This window comes from Pseudomonas sp. PD9R (assembly GCF_019200975.1).
In the GTDB taxonomy this organism is placed as follows: Bacteria; Pseudomonadota; Gammaproteobacteria; order Pseudomonadales; family Pseudomonadaceae; genus Aquipseudomonas.
Genome location: NZ_JAHTMR010000027.1, coordinates 1 through 18,464 on the forward strand (window position 1 = coordinate 1; position 18,464 = coordinate 18,464).

12 protein-coding genes and 1 pseudogene are annotated in these 18,464 nt (G+C 58.8%); 1 reads left to right on the plus strand and 12 read right to left on the minus strand.

Annotation, left to right across the window (positions count from 1 at the left end):
* Nucleotides 1–47: 47 nt before the first annotated feature.
* Nucleotides 48–521 (plus strand): annotated as a pseudogene (locus KUF73_RS31505) (RHS repeat domain-containing protein); the annotation flags it as partial.
* Nucleotides 522–1,453: 932 nt separating this feature from the next.
* On the opposite strand, the gene KUF73_RS29535 reads toward KUF73_RS31505, so the two are convergent.
* The 12 genes from KUF73_RS29535 to KUF73_RS29590 all read right to left on the minus strand — a co-directional run bounded on the left by KUF73_RS29535 (nt 1,454) and on the right by KUF73_RS29590 (nt 18,147).
* Nucleotides 1,454–2,905 carry a mannose-1-phosphate guanylyltransferase/mannose-6-phosphate isomerase gene (locus KUF73_RS29535; RefSeq protein ID WP_218441480.1) on the minus strand — a complete coding sequence of 484 codons (1,452 nt, stop codon included), beginning with the start codon at nt 2,903–2,905 and terminating at the stop codon, nt 1,454–1,456.
* A 208-nt stretch (nt 2,906–3,113) separates the two neighbouring features.
* The gene (locus KUF73_RS29540) at nt 3,114–3,770 is read right to left on the minus strand and encodes an alginate O-acetyltransferase AlgF (RefSeq protein ID WP_218441481.1); all 657 of its coding nucleotides are present in this window, start codon (nt 3,768–3,770) and stop codon (nt 3,114–3,116) included.
* A gap of 17 nt (nt 3,771–3,787) precedes the next feature.
* Entirely contained in the window at nt 3,788–4,963 is a 1,176-nt protein-coding gene (locus KUF73_RS29545) for an alginate O-acetyltransferase (protein WP_218441482.1), read from the minus strand.
* Between the two features lie 11 nt (nt 4,964–4,974).
* Nucleotides 4,975–6,540, minus strand: a complete 1,566-nt coding sequence (locus tag KUF73_RS29550; RefSeq protein ID WP_218441483.1) for an MBOAT family protein — start codon at nt 6,538–6,540, stop codon at nt 4,975–4,977.
* 194 nt (nt 6,541–6,734) lie between these two features.
* Entirely contained in the window at nt 6,735–7,859 is a 1,125-nt protein-coding gene (locus tag KUF73_RS29555) for a mannuronate-specific alginate lyase (RefSeq protein ID WP_218441484.1), read from the minus strand.
* An 8-nt stretch (nt 7,860–7,867) separates the two neighbouring features.
* Nucleotides 7,868–9,319 carry an alginate O-acetyltransferase gene (locus KUF73_RS29560; protein ID WP_218441485.1) on the minus strand — a complete coding sequence of 484 codons (1,452 nt, stop codon included), beginning with the start codon at nt 9,317–9,319 and terminating at the stop codon, nt 7,868–7,870.
* A 10-nt stretch (nt 9,320–9,329) separates the two neighbouring features.
* On the minus strand, nt 9,330–10,913 hold the full coding sequence (gene algG, locus KUF73_RS29565) for a mannuronan 5-epimerase AlgG (RefSeq protein WP_218441486.1): 1,584 nt from the start codon (nt 10,911–10,913) through the stop codon (nt 9,330–9,332).
* 26 nt (nt 10,914–10,939) lie between these two features.
* Nucleotides 10,940–12,421, minus strand: a complete 1,482-nt coding sequence (locus tag KUF73_RS29570) for an alginate export family protein (protein ID WP_218441487.1) — start codon at nt 12,419–12,421, stop codon at nt 10,940–10,942.
* On the minus strand, nt 12,418–13,932 hold the full coding sequence (gene algK, locus KUF73_RS29575) for an alginate biosynthesis TPR repeat lipoprotein AlgK (protein WP_218441488.1): 1,515 nt from the start codon (nt 13,930–13,932) through the stop codon (nt 12,418–12,420). Before algK ends, KUF73_RS29570 begins: the two co-directional genes overlap by 4 nt.
* 9 nt (nt 13,933–13,941) lie before the next feature.
* Nucleotides 13,942–15,111 carry an alginate biosynthesis protein Alg44 gene (locus tag KUF73_RS29580; protein WP_218441489.1) on the minus strand — a complete coding sequence of 390 codons (1,170 nt, stop codon included), beginning with the start codon at nt 15,109–15,111 and terminating at the stop codon, nt 13,942–13,944.
* Nucleotides 15,112–15,146: 35 nt separating this feature from the next.
* A complete protein-coding gene (alg8, locus tag KUF73_RS29585) occupies nt 15,147–16,628 on the minus strand; it encodes a mannuronan synthase (RefSeq protein WP_371135574.1) in 1,482 nt (493 codons plus the stop codon).
* A 202-nt stretch (nt 16,629–16,830) separates the two neighbouring features.
* Nucleotides 16,831–18,147, minus strand: a complete 1,317-nt coding sequence (locus tag KUF73_RS29590) for a nucleotide sugar dehydrogenase (protein WP_218441490.1) — start codon at nt 18,145–18,147, stop codon at nt 16,831–16,833.
* Nucleotides 18,148–18,464: the final 317 nt, after the last annotated feature.

Genomic DNA, 18,464 nt, shown 5'->3' on the forward strand with positions numbered 1-18,464 from the left:
ACTGACGGGATTATTCAGAGTCATCACATAGAGATTCAACCCATCCACGCTCCCTGCCGAACCTGGAGATCCGCAGCCACAGCGGCACGGGTGAAGTGTTGCAGGTGATCARCGTYCRSGCCGGGCGCAGCAGTGTGCGGGTGTTGCATTGGGAATCGGTGCCACTCAGTGCGAATGACCAATATCGTTACAGCCTGAATGACCATCTGGGCTCCTGCGCCCTTGAACTCGACAATAAGGGTGAAGTAATCAGCCAGGAGCGGTATCACCCGTTTGGCACCACGGCGTGGTTCGCAGGACGAGGGGAAGTTGAAGCGAGTTACAAAACCGTGCGCTATTCGGGCAAAGAGCGCGATGCAACGGGGCTTTATTATTATGGGGTCAGGTATTACGTGGCGTGGTGGCAGCGGTGGTTGAATCCGGATCCTTTGGCGGATGTTGATGGTTTGAATTTGCTTTGCTTTGTTGCGAACTCTCCTCTTCGGTTTTTAGATTTTCAAGGGGGAGCAAAATTCCCTGTGGAGTCAATTAGTTCTCATGAGGTTCGAGGTTTAATTGAGCGTGGTAAACACCTCGAGGCGTTGTCGCTAGCTCGTATCAAATCTTCGGTCGATGTGTCTATTATCAATGAGTGGATTTTTTCGCTTACCTCCGAAGTAGATATGCAGTCCATGACCGTGTTTCAGAATCGGCACGACAATACGATTTATCGAGTTGGCTCGGCGGTCGAAGGTGTCGGGTTCTTGGTTAAAAAAATGCAAGGCCCGGAGGGGCCTCAGCGCGAAGAGCTCGCATATAAAGTCAGTGAGAAAATCGGATTGCATTTTGTGCCACCTACAAAAGCTAAAGCTAAATCCATGATTCAACAGGAAGTGATTGGTACCAGAACTAACACTCAAGAAGGGCGAGATTTGCCGGCGGCGGCTAAGCTGTTTTATTTTTTAATAAATGAGTTTGATGATAATTCTGGAAATCAATTGTGGGATACGCTCGGTAATGTGTATTTGATTGATCATGAGGCGGCCTTCTCTGGAAGCAAAAACACGGTCTATAATTTATCTACGATAGAACTTTCGGAAGCTTTCAATGATGATCGATGGGAAAAATTCAAGTCAATAAGCGGCAGTGAGTGGAAAGCTATGATTTCCGAAAAGTATTCGACGCTTTCAAAGGAGGAGGTCACCGCATTTCTGGGGCGGATAGCGGATACGAAAATTGCGGTGCAACGAGAGATTGATTTCGGAGCCTTAGACTTCGGGAGCAAGCGCAGTTTTTGGCAGCGGGCAGTTGGGAAAAAAGCAGCATAAATCACGAGACAAGAGCTACTTTATTTGCAAGAAGCATAGTAAACAGGAACTAACCGCATGGCGCATTCATGATCGTTGATATACAGAAATAGCCCCACTTTCTGCGGCTAGGGGCCGCAGTTGGTGGGGCTATTATTTTTTACTAATTACTGCGCGATTGTCTTCACCGAAACCCCACGCTCAATCGGAGTCGAGCGACCATAGATATCGTCATACCGCTCGATATCGTCTTCGCCCAGATAACTGCCCGACTGCACTTCGATAATCTCCAACGGAATTTTCCCTGGATTGCGCAAACGGTGCACCGAAGCAATCGGAATGTAGGTCGACTGGTTCTCAGTCAGCAGAAACACGTTCTCATCGCAGGTCACTTCAGCCGTGCCGCTGACAACGATCCAGTGCTCGGCGCGGTGGTGGTGCATTTGCAGTGACAGGCACGCGCCCGGTTTGACCGAGATGTGCTTGACCTGGAAGCGTCCGCCCATGTCCACCGAGTCGTAGGAGCCCCACGGACGATAGACCTCGCAGTGGTTCTGGGTTTCGCTGCGGCCCTGTTCGTTGAGGGTGTTGACCATTTGTTTCACGCCTTGGACCTTGTCCTTGTGGGCGATCATCATGGCGTCCTTGGTTTCGACGACCACGATGTTTTCCAGGCCGATCACCGACACCAATTTGCCGTTGCCGTGGATCATGCAGTTGCGGCTGTCCTGGATGACCACGTCGCCTTTGGTGACGTTGCCGTTGACGTCTTTTGCATTCACTTCCCACAGCGACGACCAGCAGCCGACATCGCTCCAGCCTGCGGTCAGAGGCACGACGCAGGCGCGTTGGGTTTTTTCCATCACCGAGTAGTCGATGGAATTGTCCGGGCAGCAGGCGAAAGTGGCTTCGTCGATGCTCACGGTGTCGGCATCCTGCTCGCTGCGTTCCAGGGTCAGCAGGCAGGTATCGTAGATGTCCGGATCGTGTTTTTTCAGTTCTTCGAGGAAGCGGCTGGCGCGGAACAGGAACATGCCGCTGTTCCAGAAATAGCCACCGGACTGCACAAACTCAGTGGCGCGCTTCACGTCGGGTTTTTCGACGAAGTGCGAGACACGGCTGACGCCTTCTGGCAGCAGTGAATCGTTGGTCGACTTGATGTAGCCGTAACCGGTTTCCGGTTTGGTGGCCGGGACGCCGAACAGCACCATTTCGCCGTTTTCGGCGGCGACGGTGGCCAGGGCCAGGGCGCGTTGCAGGGCTTTCTGGTCTTCCAGCACGTGGTCGGCTGGCAGCACCAGCATCAACTCGTCGCGACCTTCGTTGACCAGCATCATCGCGGTCAGGGCCACGGCCGGCGCGGTGTTGCGGCCGAACGGTTCCATCAGGATGCGCTGGGTTTCCAGTTTACGGGCGCTCAATTGCTCGTTGACGATGAAGCGGTGGTCCTTGTTGCAGACCACGATCGGGGTGTCCATGCCTTCGAACACCAGGCGTTCCAGGGTTTGCTGGAACAGCGTGTGTTCGCCGGTCAGGGCCAGGAACTGTTTCGGGAATTGCTTACGGGAAAGCGGCCAAAGACGTGAGCCACTACCACCTGACAAGATCACCGGAATCATATTGTTACTCCTTGAAAATCGTTTGGGTCAGAGCTACTGCGTTCTGTCGTTTCACTCTTGTTTTTGTTCCGTATCGAAAGGCTGACGTTGCCGATGTAGGCGCTGCCGAAGGCTGCGATCTTTTGATCTTGTTTTTAAAGGCGAAGATCAAAAGATCGCAGCCTTCGGCAGCTCCTACATGGTTTGTGTCAGCTCTCCGAAAAAATTGTTAGCGCGTCGATACCGGGCGTTTCACCCAGACCGGCGACAGGCTGCTGCCACTGCCGGTGACGTACAGCACTGCGGCTTCACCGCGTTCCAGGGCGACCGGTTTTACGTCGCCGACTTTCGTTGCGCCATCGTATAGCGCCAGGCTGACTTTCACCGGGTTGATTTCGCGTTCGCCACGGCCCTTGGCGGCCACGTTCGGCACCACGTCGGTCTTGCCGTCGGCGGTTTTCAGGGTCAGTGCCTTGTCACTCAAGTTCTGCACGCGTACCAGGGATTTCTGTTTGTTCTTGAACGGTGGCTCTTCGATCAGTTGCGGCGCGCCGGAGGCGTTGTTGACCAGCGTGTAGTAGTGGTCACCCGCCAGTTTCACCGGCAGGCTCTGGCTGCCGACCTTGGCGCTGTAGTCGCCGCCCGGCATGAAGCTGAAGTCACTGCTGGACAGCGGCGCGACGTCGCTCAGGTTGGTGCTGCCGACGGTGGCGCTGACTTCGGTACTGCTGGCGTTGTAGATGCGCACGAAGGTCGAGCCTTTCGGAGCGGTCGGGCCGTACAGCGCGGCATCACCACCAGCAAAGGCGTGCATCGAGAGCACACTCATACCAGCAACCAGTGCAAAGGTCTTGGCGAGACGACGAGGAGTAGTCGTGAAAGTCATGGAAGTACCTCTCTCTTTCAGTTTTGCGCCCGATCGGGCGTCTCGGATTTAGCGTTGATGGCTACGTTTTGTTGGCGCGCGCCGGCTTGTTTAAGCTCTGCGACCCACTGCGGGTCGGCGTCGCCGATTTCGTTGTTCACAGGCAGATATCGTTCAGGAAACTCCCAGATCAGCACTTGTGGCGGGCTGTTCTTGAAAGCGTCGCTTTTCAGGTAGCTGAGCATCGGCAGAATCGGGCCGTGACCGTCTTCGGCGTAATTGACCACGTCGCTGTGCAGCGCCTGTTTCAATGCGCCGACGAAGTTCCAGTTGGGGTTGGCGCTGTAGCTGGTGCCGATCAGGGCCACCGGTACTTCGGTGTTGGCGAACAGGGCGTCGTCGCCGGCTGGCTGGTCGGAAACGGCAACGGTGTTGCGCTTCTGCAAAGGCTCTTGCTTGGGCATCAGGTTTTCGAACAGCGGGTCCAGCGGCAGGAACAGACGCAGGTCGCCCTTGTGGGTGATTTTCTCCGCCGGCGTAGTGACAAATTGCTGCGGCTCACCGCTGAGCGGGTACTTGTCGGCAATGGTCTTGGCCAGGCGGTTGGCGGCGATTTCGGCGCCTTCCGGGGTCCAGTGAGTGTCGGTGCGCAGGAATACTTGCTTGCCGTTTTGCTTGGCCTGTTGCAGTGGGCCGAGCAGGTCGGGCGCAGGAATTCGGTCGGCAGCCAGACGCTGATGGAAGTCCTTGTAGAGATTGGCGTGGATGCTCGCCGGTTTCACTTCACCCAGGTGTTCCGGGTACAAGCGCACCTTGGCCGGTACCACCGCCATCACCAGTTGCACACCTTTCTCTTTCAAGGTTTGGCGCACGCCTTCGACCAGCGCGTAGTTGCCTTGCAGGTTCAGCTCTTCGTTGACCACCGGGTGGAATTCTTCATCGCTGTACAGCCACTGATCGCGACCGAGCACCACGCCCGGACGACCTTCGTTGAACAGCTTGAAATCCAGTGCAGCCCAAAGGTTGGTGCCCAGGCGCTTGATCGGAAATTCGTCGTCGTAGTGCGTCTCTACGGCTTTGGTCCAGCGACCGTTCAGCACCGTCGCATCAGCGTTGGTACTGAAGCCGAGGAAGCTGCGCACCGACCATAGGCCGAGGGCCAGCAGGGTCACCAGAAACAGGCCGATGTAGAAGACGCGTAATGAGCGGGTCATGGTCAGATCCCTCAGAACTGGAAGTAAAGGAACGGCGAGAAGCTTTGTGCCGAGAGTTTGAGAATCGAGGCAATGAACAGCAGCAACACCAGGGCACGCATTGCGTAGCGCGACCAGTTCGCCGTCCAGTAGGCCGGTTGTACTTGAGCCTCGACGCCGACGGTGTAGCCAGGTTCGTGAATGCTCGCCGGGTTATCCCCAGGCACGGCTTTGATCAGGCCCGGTTGTGCAGCAGCGGGGCCATCAGCATCGACGTTCACCGCAGGCTTGGTCTTGACCGGTGGCTGGTTGGTGTAGAAATCGCGCAGGCCAAAGAACGCCAGGGTCACGTAAGCCACGATCAGCGTTGCCACTTGCAGGCCGGTGAGGCTGGCCTGGTTGAGTTCCGACAACGACCAGTCGCCGAAGCTGAACATCGCGCCGTACATGCGGCCGGCAACGTGCAGGTTTTCCGCACGGAAGATCACCCAGCCCATCACCACCAGCAGGAAGGTCAGCACCCAGCGGATCGGATTGAAGCGGCGCGGCGACGTGTTCAGGCCGATGGCCTTTTCTATCGCCAGCCACATGCCGTGCCAGGCACCCCAAACGATGTAAGTGATGTTCGCGCCGTGCCACAGACCACCGAGCAGCATGGTCAGGAACAGGTTGCGATAGGTCATCAACGTGCCTTTGCGGTTGCCGCCCAGCGTGATGTACAGGTAGTCACGCAGCCAGGTCGACAGGCTGATGTGCCAGCGCCGCCAGAACTCGGTGATCGACTGGCTGACGTACGGCTGCTTGAAGTTTTCCATGAAACGGAAACCCATCATCAAGCCCAGGCCGATGGCCATGTCGCTGTAGCCGGAGAAGTCGAAATACAGTTGCGCGGTGTAGGCCAGTGCGCCGAGCCAGGCATCGCCCGTGGTCGGGTTTTGCAGGGCGAAACAATGGTCGGCCACTACCGCGAGGGTGTCGGCGATGAACACCTTTTTGATGAAACCCTGCATGAACCGCGTGCAGCCCTCGGAGAATTTATCGAGGGTGTGGGTGCGGTTGTTGAACTGATCGGCGAGGTCACGGAAGCGCAGCACCGGGCCGGCGATCAGGTGCGGGAAGATCGCCACGAACGCCGCGAAGTCGATCAGGTTGCGGGTCGCCGGGGTGTCGCCACGGTAGACGTCGATGATGTAGCTGATGGACTCGAAGATGTAGAACGAGATCCCGATCGGCAACAGCACATGCGTCAGGATGAATGGCTCCAGGCCCACCGACGTCATCATCGCGTTGATGCTGTCGACGCCGAAGTTGGCGTACTTGAAGTAGCCGAGGATGCACAGGTCAACGGCCACGCCGAGCAGCAGCCAGCGCTGCGCCGGTTGGGTCCTGACGCCTGCGGCACCGACTTTCAGGCCGATCCAGTAGTTCCACAGCGTGACGGCCGCGAACAGCGCCAGGAAGTCCACACGCCACCAGGCGTAGAACACGTAGCTGGCGATCAGCAGCAGCAGATTGCGATAGCGTTGCCCGCTCAGGTAGTACAAGCCGAGAAAGATCGGCAAGAACAAAAACAGGAACACATTGGACGAAAAAACCATCCCGATCTCTCCTTGTTTAACCAACAGTCAAGGGCCAACGGCCCCCCCAAACCCCCCACGAAAACGGGGGCTAACTCACAAAAACAAACCTGACACCGACCGGTGTAGGAGCTGTCGAGTAAAACGAGGCTGCGATCTTTTGCTGTTTAGAAGATCAAGATCAAAAGATCGCAGCCTGCGGCAGCTCCTACAGGTCAGGAGCCTTTACTGCCTTTTTCATTGGCCGGGTCGTAGACCCTGGTCAAATCCCCACCGAGGCGGAAGGTCTTGAACGGTTGCATCCCGTGCTTTTTCGCCAGCACATCCGGCGCGCAGGTGTAGAGGGTGCAGAACGGTTCGAGCCAGGCGAATTTCATGTCCTCTTTCAAGTCGGTCATGTCCTGTTCCTTGCCGTTCTTTTTCTCGAACTCGTCCGGATCTTTCACCCCGGCGAGCACGCGATCACCCAGGCGTTTCAGCGCGCCGTTGTTTTCCTGGCGCAGATCCACACCGTTGACCTGGGCAAAACTGGCGATCATCGCCAGCGGCGGCAGGGCGTAGTTGTGATAGGCGAGGGCGCGCTGTTGACGCTTGAGTTCGTTGGGCAGGAAGCCGTCGGCGTCGACCTGATTGGCGCCGACTTTGTATTCCTTCACCGCCCAGTCGAACAGGTCGCGGCGGTTGGTGGCGATGGAGGTTGCCATCACCGACCACGCAGCCCAGTACGAGTGGTTGTTGGTCTTGTCCAGCGGCAGGTTGTCCCAGTCGCTGACCACCTGATCGGCCATTTTGCTGAACCAGGCTTCGATCAATTGCGACTCTTGCTGGTGGTTGGCCAGCGGATGCGAGTCGGAAAATTTCAGGCGAATGTACGATGAGGCCATGCTGCCGAGCGCCCATTTGCGCATCGACTTGCCGGTGTGGTTGAAGTCCTTGGACATCAACGCATCGGCCTTGGCCCAGGCGGTCAACCAGTTGAGCGTGCACTCCAGTTGTTCCGGACGACCGTCACGCATGAACTGCATCACGCGCTTGCTGGTGCCGCGCTCGATCTTGGTGATGTCGGCGGTGCTGTCGCGGAAGGCTTTTTCCGATTGCACGTTCAGGGTTGCGCGGGACTTGTCCGAACCTTCGTACTTGCTGCGAAATTGCAGCGAGCCGGTGTACGGCGTCGGCATCGCATCGCAGCCTTCGCTGCTGTCGCCGGTCTTGAGTTTTTCAATCGGCGCGAAGTAACCCTGGGGCGGGCGCAATGGCGCGGCGGCCTGGGTCGCTCCGGCAAATATCGCCAGACTCAATAACGTCGGTGCCAACAGATTTGAACGTTTCAGATGTCGCATAGCAGACCTCATTGCCCGGCCTGAGCGGTACGTTGCTCAGCGCCCGGGAACACGTTGCGTTTGCAGATTTTCGCTTCGACTTTCTGTGGTGCGGCGCCTGCTTGTTCAGGCCCCTGGACTTCGACGGCCAGCAGGTTCTGCGAGGCCCAGTCTTCGTCCGTGCGCAACTCGAAAGCGAAACGCCCGTCGGTGTCGGAGGTTTCCGGTTTGTCGATCTTGATGTCCTCGTGGCGCCCGTTCATGTACCAGAGGGTGGCTTGCAAGGTTTTCACCGAGGTGTCGGCGAAGCGGATGTCGACCTGGTGACTGCTGTTACGCAGGTCCATGTTTTTGCTGTTGACCATCAATTCGTTTTTGCCCGGCTTCAGGGTGGTGCTACCCGACATCTGCGCATCCTTGCCTTCGCAACCGTTGTCCAGTAGCGCCATCATCTGGCGGTAGATGGTTTCCTGGTCGAGGCGATAGAGCGGCGAGAATTCCCAGATGAGAATCTTCGGCGGGTTCTTCTGGAACTCGTCGCTGCCCAGGTACTGCAACATCGAACCTTCCAGGCCGCCGCCGGGGAACGCCACGTTGAGAATGTCGGCGCCGATGGCCTCTTCGAGGAAACCGGCGAAGTTGTAGTTCTTGCCGCTGTGGCTGGTGCCGACCAGGGTGATCTGCGGGTTACCGGAGTCGCCGAACAGATCGCCATCGCCCGCTTCGCCCTTGGGCTCGGTGGTGAATTGGTCCATGTACTGGATCGCGTAGCTGGTGCCACAGAGTTGACCGGCCATGTTGTGCAATGTTCCGGTCTTGCCCATGCGACCCGACTTATGGGTCTCGAATTCACGCTTTGGAATGTCGGCGAATTCAGGCAGTTGCTTGACCTTCTCGGCGACGATTTTCGCCGTGCGCTGCGCGCCGTACGGCGTCCAGTGCTGGTCGCCACGGAAGTAGAAATCGTGGGCGGGCAGGGTGTCCGGCAATTGTTCGTTGGTCAGCGGCGACAGGTCCGGCACCACGTAACCCATGGCGGCGAAACGGCCGAGCATGGTCTTGTAGTTCTTCAGTGCCTTGTCGAAGTCGTAGCTGGCTTTCTCGGCCGGGTTGAGCTTGTTGCGGTTCACCAGGCCACGGGTCGGCTGATAAACGACGACCAGTTCCACGCCTTTGCTCTTGAACGCATCGTGCAGCTGTTTCATGCGTTTGTAGCCAGCGGGTGTGGTGTCGAATTCGGTGCGCAAGTCTTCTTGCGTACGGAACAACCAGTCGCCCTGGGCCTGCACCAGCGTGGTGAAGTTCTGCTGATAGCGCGTGGTGTAATTTTTCGCGTCGTGGGCGGCCGGGCACAGGCTGCAGCACGGCTCGGCAGAGAATTTGGGTGCCTGGATATCGTCGGCGCGCGCGCCGCCAGAGGCCGCGAGAATGCCAGCGGTCAGTGCCGACAGGCTGAGTAATTTGATCAAGTGTGGGTGCATAAAATTATCCTCAGTCCCGCATTTCGGTCTGGCGTTCGACAGGGTCGATCAGCACGGCTTTCTGCTGGCGCACCAGCAGGTCGAGAATTTCATCCTGGCGCTCGCCGAGAATCCCCGAGAAGCTGATACCGCTGGATTTGGTCGGCGCGAGCATGGACACGCGATACAGTTCGACGCTCAGTGGCGAGTCGATGGACAGCGGGCCGCTGCCGTTGGCCGCCAGTTCACCGCCGACCACGATCAGCGACACCTCGGCATCGAACGGGTCGAGCTTGATGTCACGGTCGGTGTTGCTCAGGTCCTTGATGTGCCCGTAGACACCGGTCAGACCGTTGGTCATGGCGACGTTTTCGTAGAGGCGAATGTTCACGCTGTTACGAATGCGGATGCCGTGGCGGCGGTTGCTGATGACCTTGTTGCCCCACAACAAATTGTCGGCACTCTCGTAGAGGGTGATGCCGTCGGTGTGGTTCTGGTAAATCTCGTTGTGGGCGATCAGGTTGTTGACGCTGTTACGGTCGATCACCAGCCCCGAGAGGTGGTTGTCGTAGCTGCGGTTGTTGAAGATGAAGCTGTCGTTGACCTCACGGGAAATAATGATCCCGTGCTTCTTCTTGGTCCCGTACACCGTGTTGTCGGCGATGATCAGGCCGTGGGAACGGTCATGCGGGTCAATGCCGTAGACGATGTTGTCTTTGTAAGTGTTGCCCTTGACCACGAAGTCTCGGGTTTCGTAGCAGTAGAAGCCGTACCACATGTCCGAGAACTCGGAACCGACGATCCAGCCGGTCGGTTCAGGACGCTTGAGCACCTTGGCCATGTTCGGCGTGTACTGGGAAATACTCACGCCGTAGGACTTACTGTTGGCGTAACCGAAACTGGCGATCTTGCTGTTGGCGATGTAGGTCTCGGTGCCGCCCCAGGACAGCAGGAACGGACGGAATTCCTTCGGCGAATTGAACGTCGCCGGGCCGTTGTCCTTCTCGCGCCAACCGGTGATTTTGGTGTCGCGCACAAACAGCTGGCCATCGTTGACCAGGAACGAGCCGGCCTCTTGGGACAGGCGCAGTTCCTGAGTCTGTTTGTCGATTTCCAGAATGCCGTGGCGGCCGACCACGATCGGCAATTTGGCAAGGAATACGCCAGGTGCGGTTTCGATGACGTACTTGGGCAGCTTCTTCGCCACGTCCTTGAGGTTCATGTAGCCGTCGTCGACGAAGATTGCCTGCGGGATGCCGTGCTGACGCACCACCCATTCGGCCATTTTGTTGTCGCCGCCGATGAAGTCCTTCAGGGCGTCTTCCTGCATCATCCGGCGCACGCTGATTTTGCCGGCCTTGGTCCGCACGATTTTCGCGGCGATGGCTTCGGCGGTGTAGCCGGAGAGGTCCGGCAGTTTCGGCGTTGCCAGTTCCAGCGGCGCGGTGGGTGCACTGCTCACGGTGTAGGTCTTGGCCTGTTGCAGTTCCTTGGCAATGGTCGCCGGCTTGCCCGGTTGAGAGGCGACCGGCTCCGCAGTGGCGAAGGCAGCTGCGCTTGCCAGAAGCATCGCGCCGGCCAGCAAGGTCAAGGAACCTTTCTTGGCATTGTTCATGTCGGGGACTCCCTTCGCGGTATGCATCAGAAGCGCCAGATCACGTCGATGAACGCGCGGTGCATGTACGAATCGACCTGGCTGCCGTAGGCATCACCGGGCTTGAACACACCGCCACGGAATCGCACCAGTGCCGAAGGCTCGTCGATCTTCTGGCTCAACGCCGCCGGCAGCAGGCCTTGCTTGAAGTATTTGGTGACCACCAGATCCATTTCCTGGCCGAGGTCTTTTTCGCCATCGTTCAGCGGCAGCGAGGTGCTGGAGAGCACAGCGCCGGTGACGTCGTCGGTGTTGTTCTGCACCGCGTCGATGCCGTTGCTGCCCACCGGCTTGTTGCCGTCGACACGCCAGAATTTGTGGTAGATCAGACTGGCGTCGTATTCGTCGTTGAGCATCCACGAACCGAACAGGGTCGCGGTTTGCAGGTTGTTCATTTCGCCACGGAAGGCCTCGCCGAAACGATGCACTCGCGAGCGTGTGCCGGTGTAGTTCGAGCGGTTGCTTTCCAGGCCGTTCTGTTCGTAATCGGCGCTGGCACGGGCGTAGGCGCCACCGACTTGCCATTGCGGATCGAGGCGCAGGCGCACACCGAGGTCGGTCGCCCAACCGTCGACATTGCCGCTGCTCTTGGCTTGTGCGGGAGCGGTGCCGTCGGCGTTCAGCGGGTTGACCTTGTCGCGGTCGCCGCTCATGCCGGTGACGCTGCCCCAGTAATTGACCGTGTTGGTGTTGCGCCAGTTGTAGGCGTCGCTGTTGGCTTGAACGCCCAGCCAGCTGATGTCGCCGTTCTGTTTCTTGTCCAGCGAGTCATTCGGTACGCCCGGTTCCGGGTAGTCGAGCTTGCCGTCATCGTGGGTGTGATGACCGCGAATGCCGACCCATTGGCCCGGCGTCCACTGGTACTCCGCGTCGGCATAGGCGTGCAGGCGGTCCTTGTCGGCCGGTGCCAGTTCTTTCAAGTCAGTGCGGTACTCGCTGAAGCGCTCGGCGACACCGGCATGGGCGCGCAACAGGGTGGTGTCGAAGTCCCAGTTCAGGGCTTCGATGTTGGTATCGCGCCATTGGCCGTCGTCGTTGTGCAGACGCTGGCGACCGAATTTCAGGATCTCGCCGGGGTAAGGCGTGAAGCCGCTGTAGCCGACCCAGAACTCGCGCATTGCCAGGTAGTTTTTCTTGGTTACGCGGTCATTGTTTTGGGTGTTCTCGGTACCCTCGGACTGTTGCAGGGTGTCGGTCTCGATGATGTCGGTCGACGTCACGGCCTGACCCATCGCATAGGCGTTCCACGCGCCGTTTTCGCCGTAGACCCAAGGGCGCAGGTCGAGGCCGACGCCATTGACGTCGCCACCACGTTGGGTGCCGAGGTCACGATCGTCTTCGGATTGGCCGGTGATTTTCACTTCCAGGCCGAAGTTCTTGGTTTCGGTGATCGCCGCGAGTGTCGGGCAAGACCAGATCAGCGCGAACGTCAGGCCGATGCCGGCCTTCATGAATGGATTCAACTTCATAGGGTTTCCTCGCTGTCTTCTTGCAGCGCGTGCATTTGCAGCGTGTTCTGGCTCAAGGCACCGCGAACGGACTGTTCCTGTTTCAACAGGCGTTGGGCCTCGGCAAGCTGCGCAGGCGGCAGTTGGGCTTCGAGTGTTTGCGCAAGTTCGGTGGCTTGCGGGGTGTTCTGCGCCTTGGCCAATTGGCTGAAGACGTACGCATTGAGCGGGTCAGGCTTGGTGCCCTTACCTTGGGAAAACAGTTGGGCGATGGCGAAGTCGGCGCTGTTCTGGCCGTTGCGCGCGGCGGTCAACAAGTGATCAAGGGCCTTCTGCGGGTAGACCTTGCCCAGATAACCACGACGGTAAATCTGGCCGAGGTAGTAGTCGGCAGCAACTTCGCGGCCGACGGCTTTCTGGAAATGTTCTTCGGCGACCTTGGCGTCGGCCGGGACCATTTTGCCTTCGTAGTAGAGCCGGCCCAGCAACAACTCGGCGCGCGGTTGATCGGCGGCGCGGCCGTTGTCGAGGTACTTCATCATCTGGTCGACGTCGCCCAGTTCGGGGAAGTCGTAGAGCAGTTGCGCGAGGGTGACCCACGATGCCGGGTAGCCGGGGGCGATGGGTTCGAGCAGCGACTGCGCGGTTTTTTCGTCGGTCTTGCCCAGGGTTGGATCGGCGAGTACACGCGCGACGCTGTCGACCCGTTGGGCGGATACGGTGCCGCGAGCATGAGCTGCCTGCATCTGTTTGATCAGTTCGGCCTGTTGCTCAGGCTGGGCTTTTTTCTGATAGACCGTGGCCAGTTCGACGTAGCAAATGTCGGTGGTGTTGATTGCGGCTTTGCAGATCTTTTCCACGTCATCCAGATGCTGGTCGTAGGTGCCTTGGGTGCGATAGAGCAGCACTTGCGCCAGGCCAGCTTCCGGTTTGCCTTCGGCGCGCCATTGGCTGATTTGCTGCTGGGCATTGATGTTGGGGAAGCTGTGTGGGTATTGCAGGTACAGCATCGCCAACGGGATCAGGGTGTTGCCTTCGCCAGCGGCCGAGGCTTTTTTCAACAGGCCTTCGGCTTCGTGCTGCTCGGCTTCGGTAGAACCAGGTTTGGCCACCAGCAAACGACCCAGGCGCGCTTGTGCCCGTGGTGACACGCTGGCCGCAGCGCGGTAAGTCGCCTCGGCCAGTTTCATCTGCGCCGGGTCGCGGCTGTCGACCTGAATGTCGGCCAGACCAACCTGGGCTTCGCTGTAGCCCAGGTCTGCCAGTTGCTGATAGTTCGCCGCAGCGGTGGCGGTGTCGCCGCGCTTTAGGGCTTCGTTGGCCAGGCGCTGGTCGGGCAGGCCGGCGCAACCGCTGAGGCTGACAGCCAACGCAACTGCACACACTGTTCCAATGTGGGAGCCAGCCTGCTGGCGATTAGCCGGGGTCGCGCTCGACCAGCGCGGTGCATCAGTTGAACCGCGTTGATCCCATCGCGAGCAGGCTCGCTCCCACAGGGATTGCGGTGTTTTGAGTATAAGGGTCACGGGCATGTCCTCGACTTAAAGACCGGCAGCCATGGCTTTGTCGATCAGCCAGTTCAGGTTCGGGCCACGGTCGCTGCTCACTTCCACCGGGCGGCCGGTGAGGGTGGTGTCCAACGCTTCGTCCGGCTGAATCAGGACGCGGATATCGGAGGACAGGTCGGCGCTTTTCAGGCTGGTGCTGCTGACGATCTTGCCGGTGCGGGATTTGTCTTCGCCGGCAATCTGGAAGCGCACGGTCGTACCTGGCAGCACGTCGCCGAACTGGCGGTAGGAGAAGCGCGCTTCAACGTTGGCTTCGCTATTGCGCGGCACCAGTTGGAAGATCACATCGCCCTTGCTGGCGTACTGACCGTTGGCGACCATTTGCTGGCCCACGGTGCAATCACATGGCGAAGTCAGGGTGCCGGTCATTTGCTTGCCGAACAGCTCTTCAACCTTGGCCGGTGACAGTTGATCGTCTTCCAGGTGGCCCTTGAGCACGTCGAGCATGCTAGTACTGAAGGTTGCCAGCGGTGCGCCTTTGGCGGCCACGCCGTCAGCTTTCACCAGGCTCTGCACGGTGCCGTCACGGGGCATGGTGATGTTCACGCCGGGCACGCTGACCAGGCCGGCCTGGGCGTGGCTGACGAAGTACATCCCGTACACCGACTTGAAGATAAAGCCGAATGCGACGAGGCCGACAATGAAAATGCCCAGGCTGAAAGTCACCGCTTTCAGACGCCCGAACGCAGTCATGCCGTGGCCGCCATCCTTGACCTTGCGTGCCTTGGTGAAGTTGTCGCGCTGCAGTGTCGCGAGCACTTCGCCGATGCTGACGATGTCGCCGGCCAGGTGCGAAGTGATCAGGTGGCGCAGGGTGGAAATGTCCTGCTGTTCCAGGTTCTGAAACTGGCAGCCGGCACGACCGGTCTGGCGGTCGTAGGAGCGCACCTGCAATTCCACATCCATGGCCAGGCCGAGGTTGTCGATGACGAATTGCAGGCGGGCCTTGTACACCTCGCCGGTCTTGAGTGGCAGCTGGCCGGCGTTGAAGGCCAGGCCTCCGGCGGAGAGGTCCAGCACTCGCGCTTCGACCGGCGTGCGGTCAGGGCCGAAGAAACGCAGCTTGGCCGGGATTTTCACGCGGGCATGTTGGCGCTGGGCTTCGGATTCGTGCACTACGTTGGCGTTGACGGCGGTATTCATATGGGCGATTTCCTAGTTAATTCAGGCGAGTTCGGTCAGACCATCATCAGCAGCACGGCGACGAAAATGCTGCCGGCGGAGAAGGTCATGGTCCGAGACGACCAGGTGTTGAACCAACGTTGAAAGCTGGCGAGATCACGGGTCAGTTTGGTGTCCTGGCGAGTCCAGGATTGTTGGTCGAGGCGGAAGAACACGTAGATCTTCACCAGCGCGCCGACGATCTGGTTGTAATAGAGAATCGCCGGGTAAGCCGGGCCGATCCGGTGACCGGAGCAGGACAGCAGCAGGGTCAGGATCAGGCGGGTAATACCGATCCACAGCAGGTAAACCAGGATGAACGCGGTGCCGTACTTGAAGCTGGCGATCAGCGCTACGGTCAGGCCCAGCAGGGAAGTCCACATCGATACGCGCTGATCGAACAGCACCACCGACGTGAACGCGCCGAGGCGTTTGATCCCCAGGCCCAAAGCCCGGGAGTTCTGCCGCAGGTTGTTGCCGTACCAACGAAACATCAGTTTGCGACTGGCCTTGATGAAGCTTTTCTCAGGCGGGTGTTCCACAGTGTGGATCGCCGCATCGGGCACGTAGAAAGTGTCGTAGCCCAGGCGCATCAGGCTGAACCAGCTCGACTTGTCGTCACCGGTGAGGAACTTGAAACGGCCCAGGCGCCAGTGTTGCAGCGAGTCGCTCTCCACGTCGGCGATGAAGTCCGGGTTGGTGACCACGGTGGCACGGAACACCGACATACGGCCGGTCATGGTCAGCACGCGCTTGGACAGGGCCATCGAGCACATGTTGATGTGACGTTGGGCGAAACGCAGCTTGTGCCATTCGCTCATGATGTAGCCGCCGCGCACTTCGCAGAACTCGTTGGTGGTCAGGCCGCCGACGTTGCCGAACAGCTGGAACCACGGCACGGTCTTGAGCACGACGCCTTCGGCGAGCACGGTATCGCCATCGATCACGGCGACCACGGCACGGTCATCCGGCAGGTGCCGGGAGATCGCACGAAAACCATAAGCCAGGCCGTCGCGCTTGCCGGTACCGGGAATGCGCACGAAATCGAGCTTCACGCGGGCTGGCGGATTCATCCGGTTCCACAGGCTTTTCACCAGCAGTTCATCGGACATTTCGACGATGGAGCAGACCACAGTGGTCGGCAGGCCGCAGTCGATGGCCTCGCGAATCACCGAGCTGTAGACCTGTGCGGTGGTGAGGGCGTCGATACGAAAACTGGTGACCATCAGGTACACATGGGACGGGTCTGCCGCTTTACCCAGCTTGCGCACTTTGCGCCGCAGGTGCGGATAAACCACATAGAGAAACAGCATGCCGCGCAGAAAGTGCGTGGCACCCATCGAGTAACGCCAGATACCGACGAACCCGATCAGGAAAATGAAGTCCTTCGACTCGGAGTCGAACGTGGACACAGGCAACGCCATGGCGAGGCCCATCAGTAAACTTATATAAAACAGCCAACCGGCGGCCTGGAGTAGGCCGTGCTTTAGCCTGTGCATAATCTGCATCCGTCTATGGGGTTAAGGCAGGCTTACAAGGTCATGTAGGAGCTGCCGAAGGCTGCGATCTTTTGATCTTTGTCTGTTGATCGTTGGCGCCGTTGATGACGCCAAAAGATCGCAGCCTCGTTTCACTCGTCAGCTCCTACTGCGGGTTCGCACCGTTATTGCGCGGCGCCGCAGAGAGGCCTTGCGATTGCGCTTACCAGCAGATGCCTTCGGTGCGGCCGGTCACGCTGGTGGCCTTCGACATGAAGCCGACCAGGTCGATCACCTGCTTGCCGTGTGGAACGTTCTGCGCCAGGGCGCGGAATTTTTCGTCACGGTTGCCGAGGATGATCACGTCGGAGTTGTTGATCACGGCGTCGAAATCGGCGTTGAGCAAGGACGAGACGTGAGGGATCTTCGACTCGATGTAATCCTTGTTCGCACCGTGGACACGGGCGTATTCGACGTTGCTGTCGTAGATGCTCAGGTCGTAGCCCTTGCCAATCAGCATTTCCGCGAGGTCAACCAGCGGGCTTTCACGCAGGTCATCGGTGCCGGCCTTGAAGCTCAGGCCCAGCAGGGCAACTTTGCGTTTGTCGTGGCTGGAAACGATGTCGAAGGCGTTCTGCACCTGGGACTCGTTACTGCGCATCAGCGAGTTGAGCAACGGCGCTTCGACGTCCAGGGAACCGGCGCGGTAAGTCAGGGCGCGCACGTCTTTTGGCAGGCACGAACCGCCGAACGCAAAGCCCGGGCGCATGTAGTACTGGGACAGGTTCAGGGTTTTGTCCTGGCAGACCACGTCCATCACTTCGCGACCGTCGACGCCGACGGCCTTGGCGATGTTGCCGATCTCGTTGGCGAAGGTCACTTTGGTGGCGTGCCAGACGTTGCAGGTGTACTTGATCATCTCGGCGACGGCGATGTCCTTGCGGATGATCGGTGCATCGAGTTCTTCGTACAGCGATTGCAGAACGTCGCCCGACGCCTTGTCGAATTCACCGATGACGGTCATAGGCGGTTGGTCGTAGTCGGCGATGGCGGTGCTTTCGCGCAGGAACTCAGGGTTCACGGCCACACCGAAATCAACGCCGGCCTTCTTGCCGGAGCAGTCTTCGAGAATCGGGATAACTACGTTGGCGACGGTGCCCGGCAACACGGTGCTGCGCACCACGATGGTGTGGCGGGTGGTTTTGTCACGCAGGACAAAACCGATCTCGCGGCACACGGCCTCGATGTAGTTCAGTTCCAGGTCGCCGTTCTTCTTGCTCGGCGTGCCGACGCAGATCATCGACAGGTCGGTGTCGCGAATCGCCTCGGCGAAGTTGGTCGTGCCACGCAGACGACCGGTCTGGATGCCCTGTGCCAGAAGTTCGCCCAGGCCCGGTTCAACGATCGGCGATTTGCCGGCATTGATCATATCGATCTTGTCTTTGGCTACATCGACGCCAACGACGTCATGGCCCCGTGCAGACAGGCAACCGGCGCAGACTGCACCGACGTAACCCAAACCAAATATGCTGATGCGCATCGCAATTACCTCTGTATAGATCAAGCCATTAGATGGCCGGAGTTAATGGTGTTCAGCGGTCATAGTGCACTCGCAAGTGCGGCTTACAGGCGCAACAATGCCGTGTGCTGGCATGTAAATTACGAGTGTCTAAATAAGTGCACTCAAGGTGTGCGCAACTAGGCCTTATTGTTATGACTTGCCCTGTTATGCAGCCAATCCTCTGTTCCGAAGATATTCGTGCACTGGTCTTGCGCGCTCAATGCCAGGCCAGAAGCCCGTAAATCAAGCGGTTGGGTGCTCTGGTGAGCACGTTTATAGGGGCGCTGCCATGGCCT

Coding starts and splice junctions, on each gene's coding strand:
- KUF73_RS29535 (WP_218441480.1), bottom strand. CDS start 2,905: ATGATTCCGGTGATCTTGTCAGGTGGTAGTGGCTCACGTCTTTGGCCG.
- KUF73_RS29540 (WP_218441481.1), bottom strand. CDS start 3,770: ATGACTTTCACGACTACTCCTCGTCGTCTCGCCAAGACCTTTGCACTG.
- KUF73_RS29545 (WP_218441482.1), bottom strand. CDS start 4,963: ATGACCCGCTCATTACGCGTCTTCTACATCGGCCTGTTTCTGGTGACC.
- KUF73_RS29550 (WP_218441483.1), bottom strand. CDS start 6,540: ATGGTTTTTTCGTCCAATGTGTTCCTGTTTTTGTTCTTGCCGATCTTT.
- KUF73_RS29555 (WP_218441484.1), bottom strand. CDS start 7,859: ATGCGACATCTGAAACGTTCAAATCTGTTGGCACCGACGTTATTGAGT.
- KUF73_RS29560 (WP_218441485.1), bottom strand. CDS start 9,319: ATGCACCCACACTTGATCAAATTACTCAGCCTGTCGGCACTGACCGCT.
- algG (WP_218441486.1), bottom strand. CDS start 10,913: ATGAACAATGCCAAGAAAGGTTCCTTGACCTTGCTGGCCGGCGCGATG.
- KUF73_RS29570 (WP_218441487.1), bottom strand. CDS start 12,421: ATGAAGTTGAATCCATTCATGAAGGCCGGCATCGGCCTGACGTTCGCG.
- algK (WP_218441488.1), bottom strand. CDS start 13,932: ATGCCCGTGACCCTTATACTCAAAACACCGCAATCCCTGTGGGAGCGA.
- KUF73_RS29580 (WP_218441489.1), bottom strand. CDS start 15,111: ATGAATACCGCCGTCAACGCCAACGTAGTGCACGAATCCGAAGCCCAG.
- alg8 (WP_371135574.1), bottom strand. CDS start 16,628: ATGCACAGGCTAAAGCACGGCCTACTCCAGGCCGCCGGTTGGCTGTTT.
- KUF73_RS29590 (WP_218441490.1), bottom strand. CDS start 18,147: ATGCGCATCAGCATATTTGGTTTGGGTTACGTCGGTGCAGTCTGCGCC.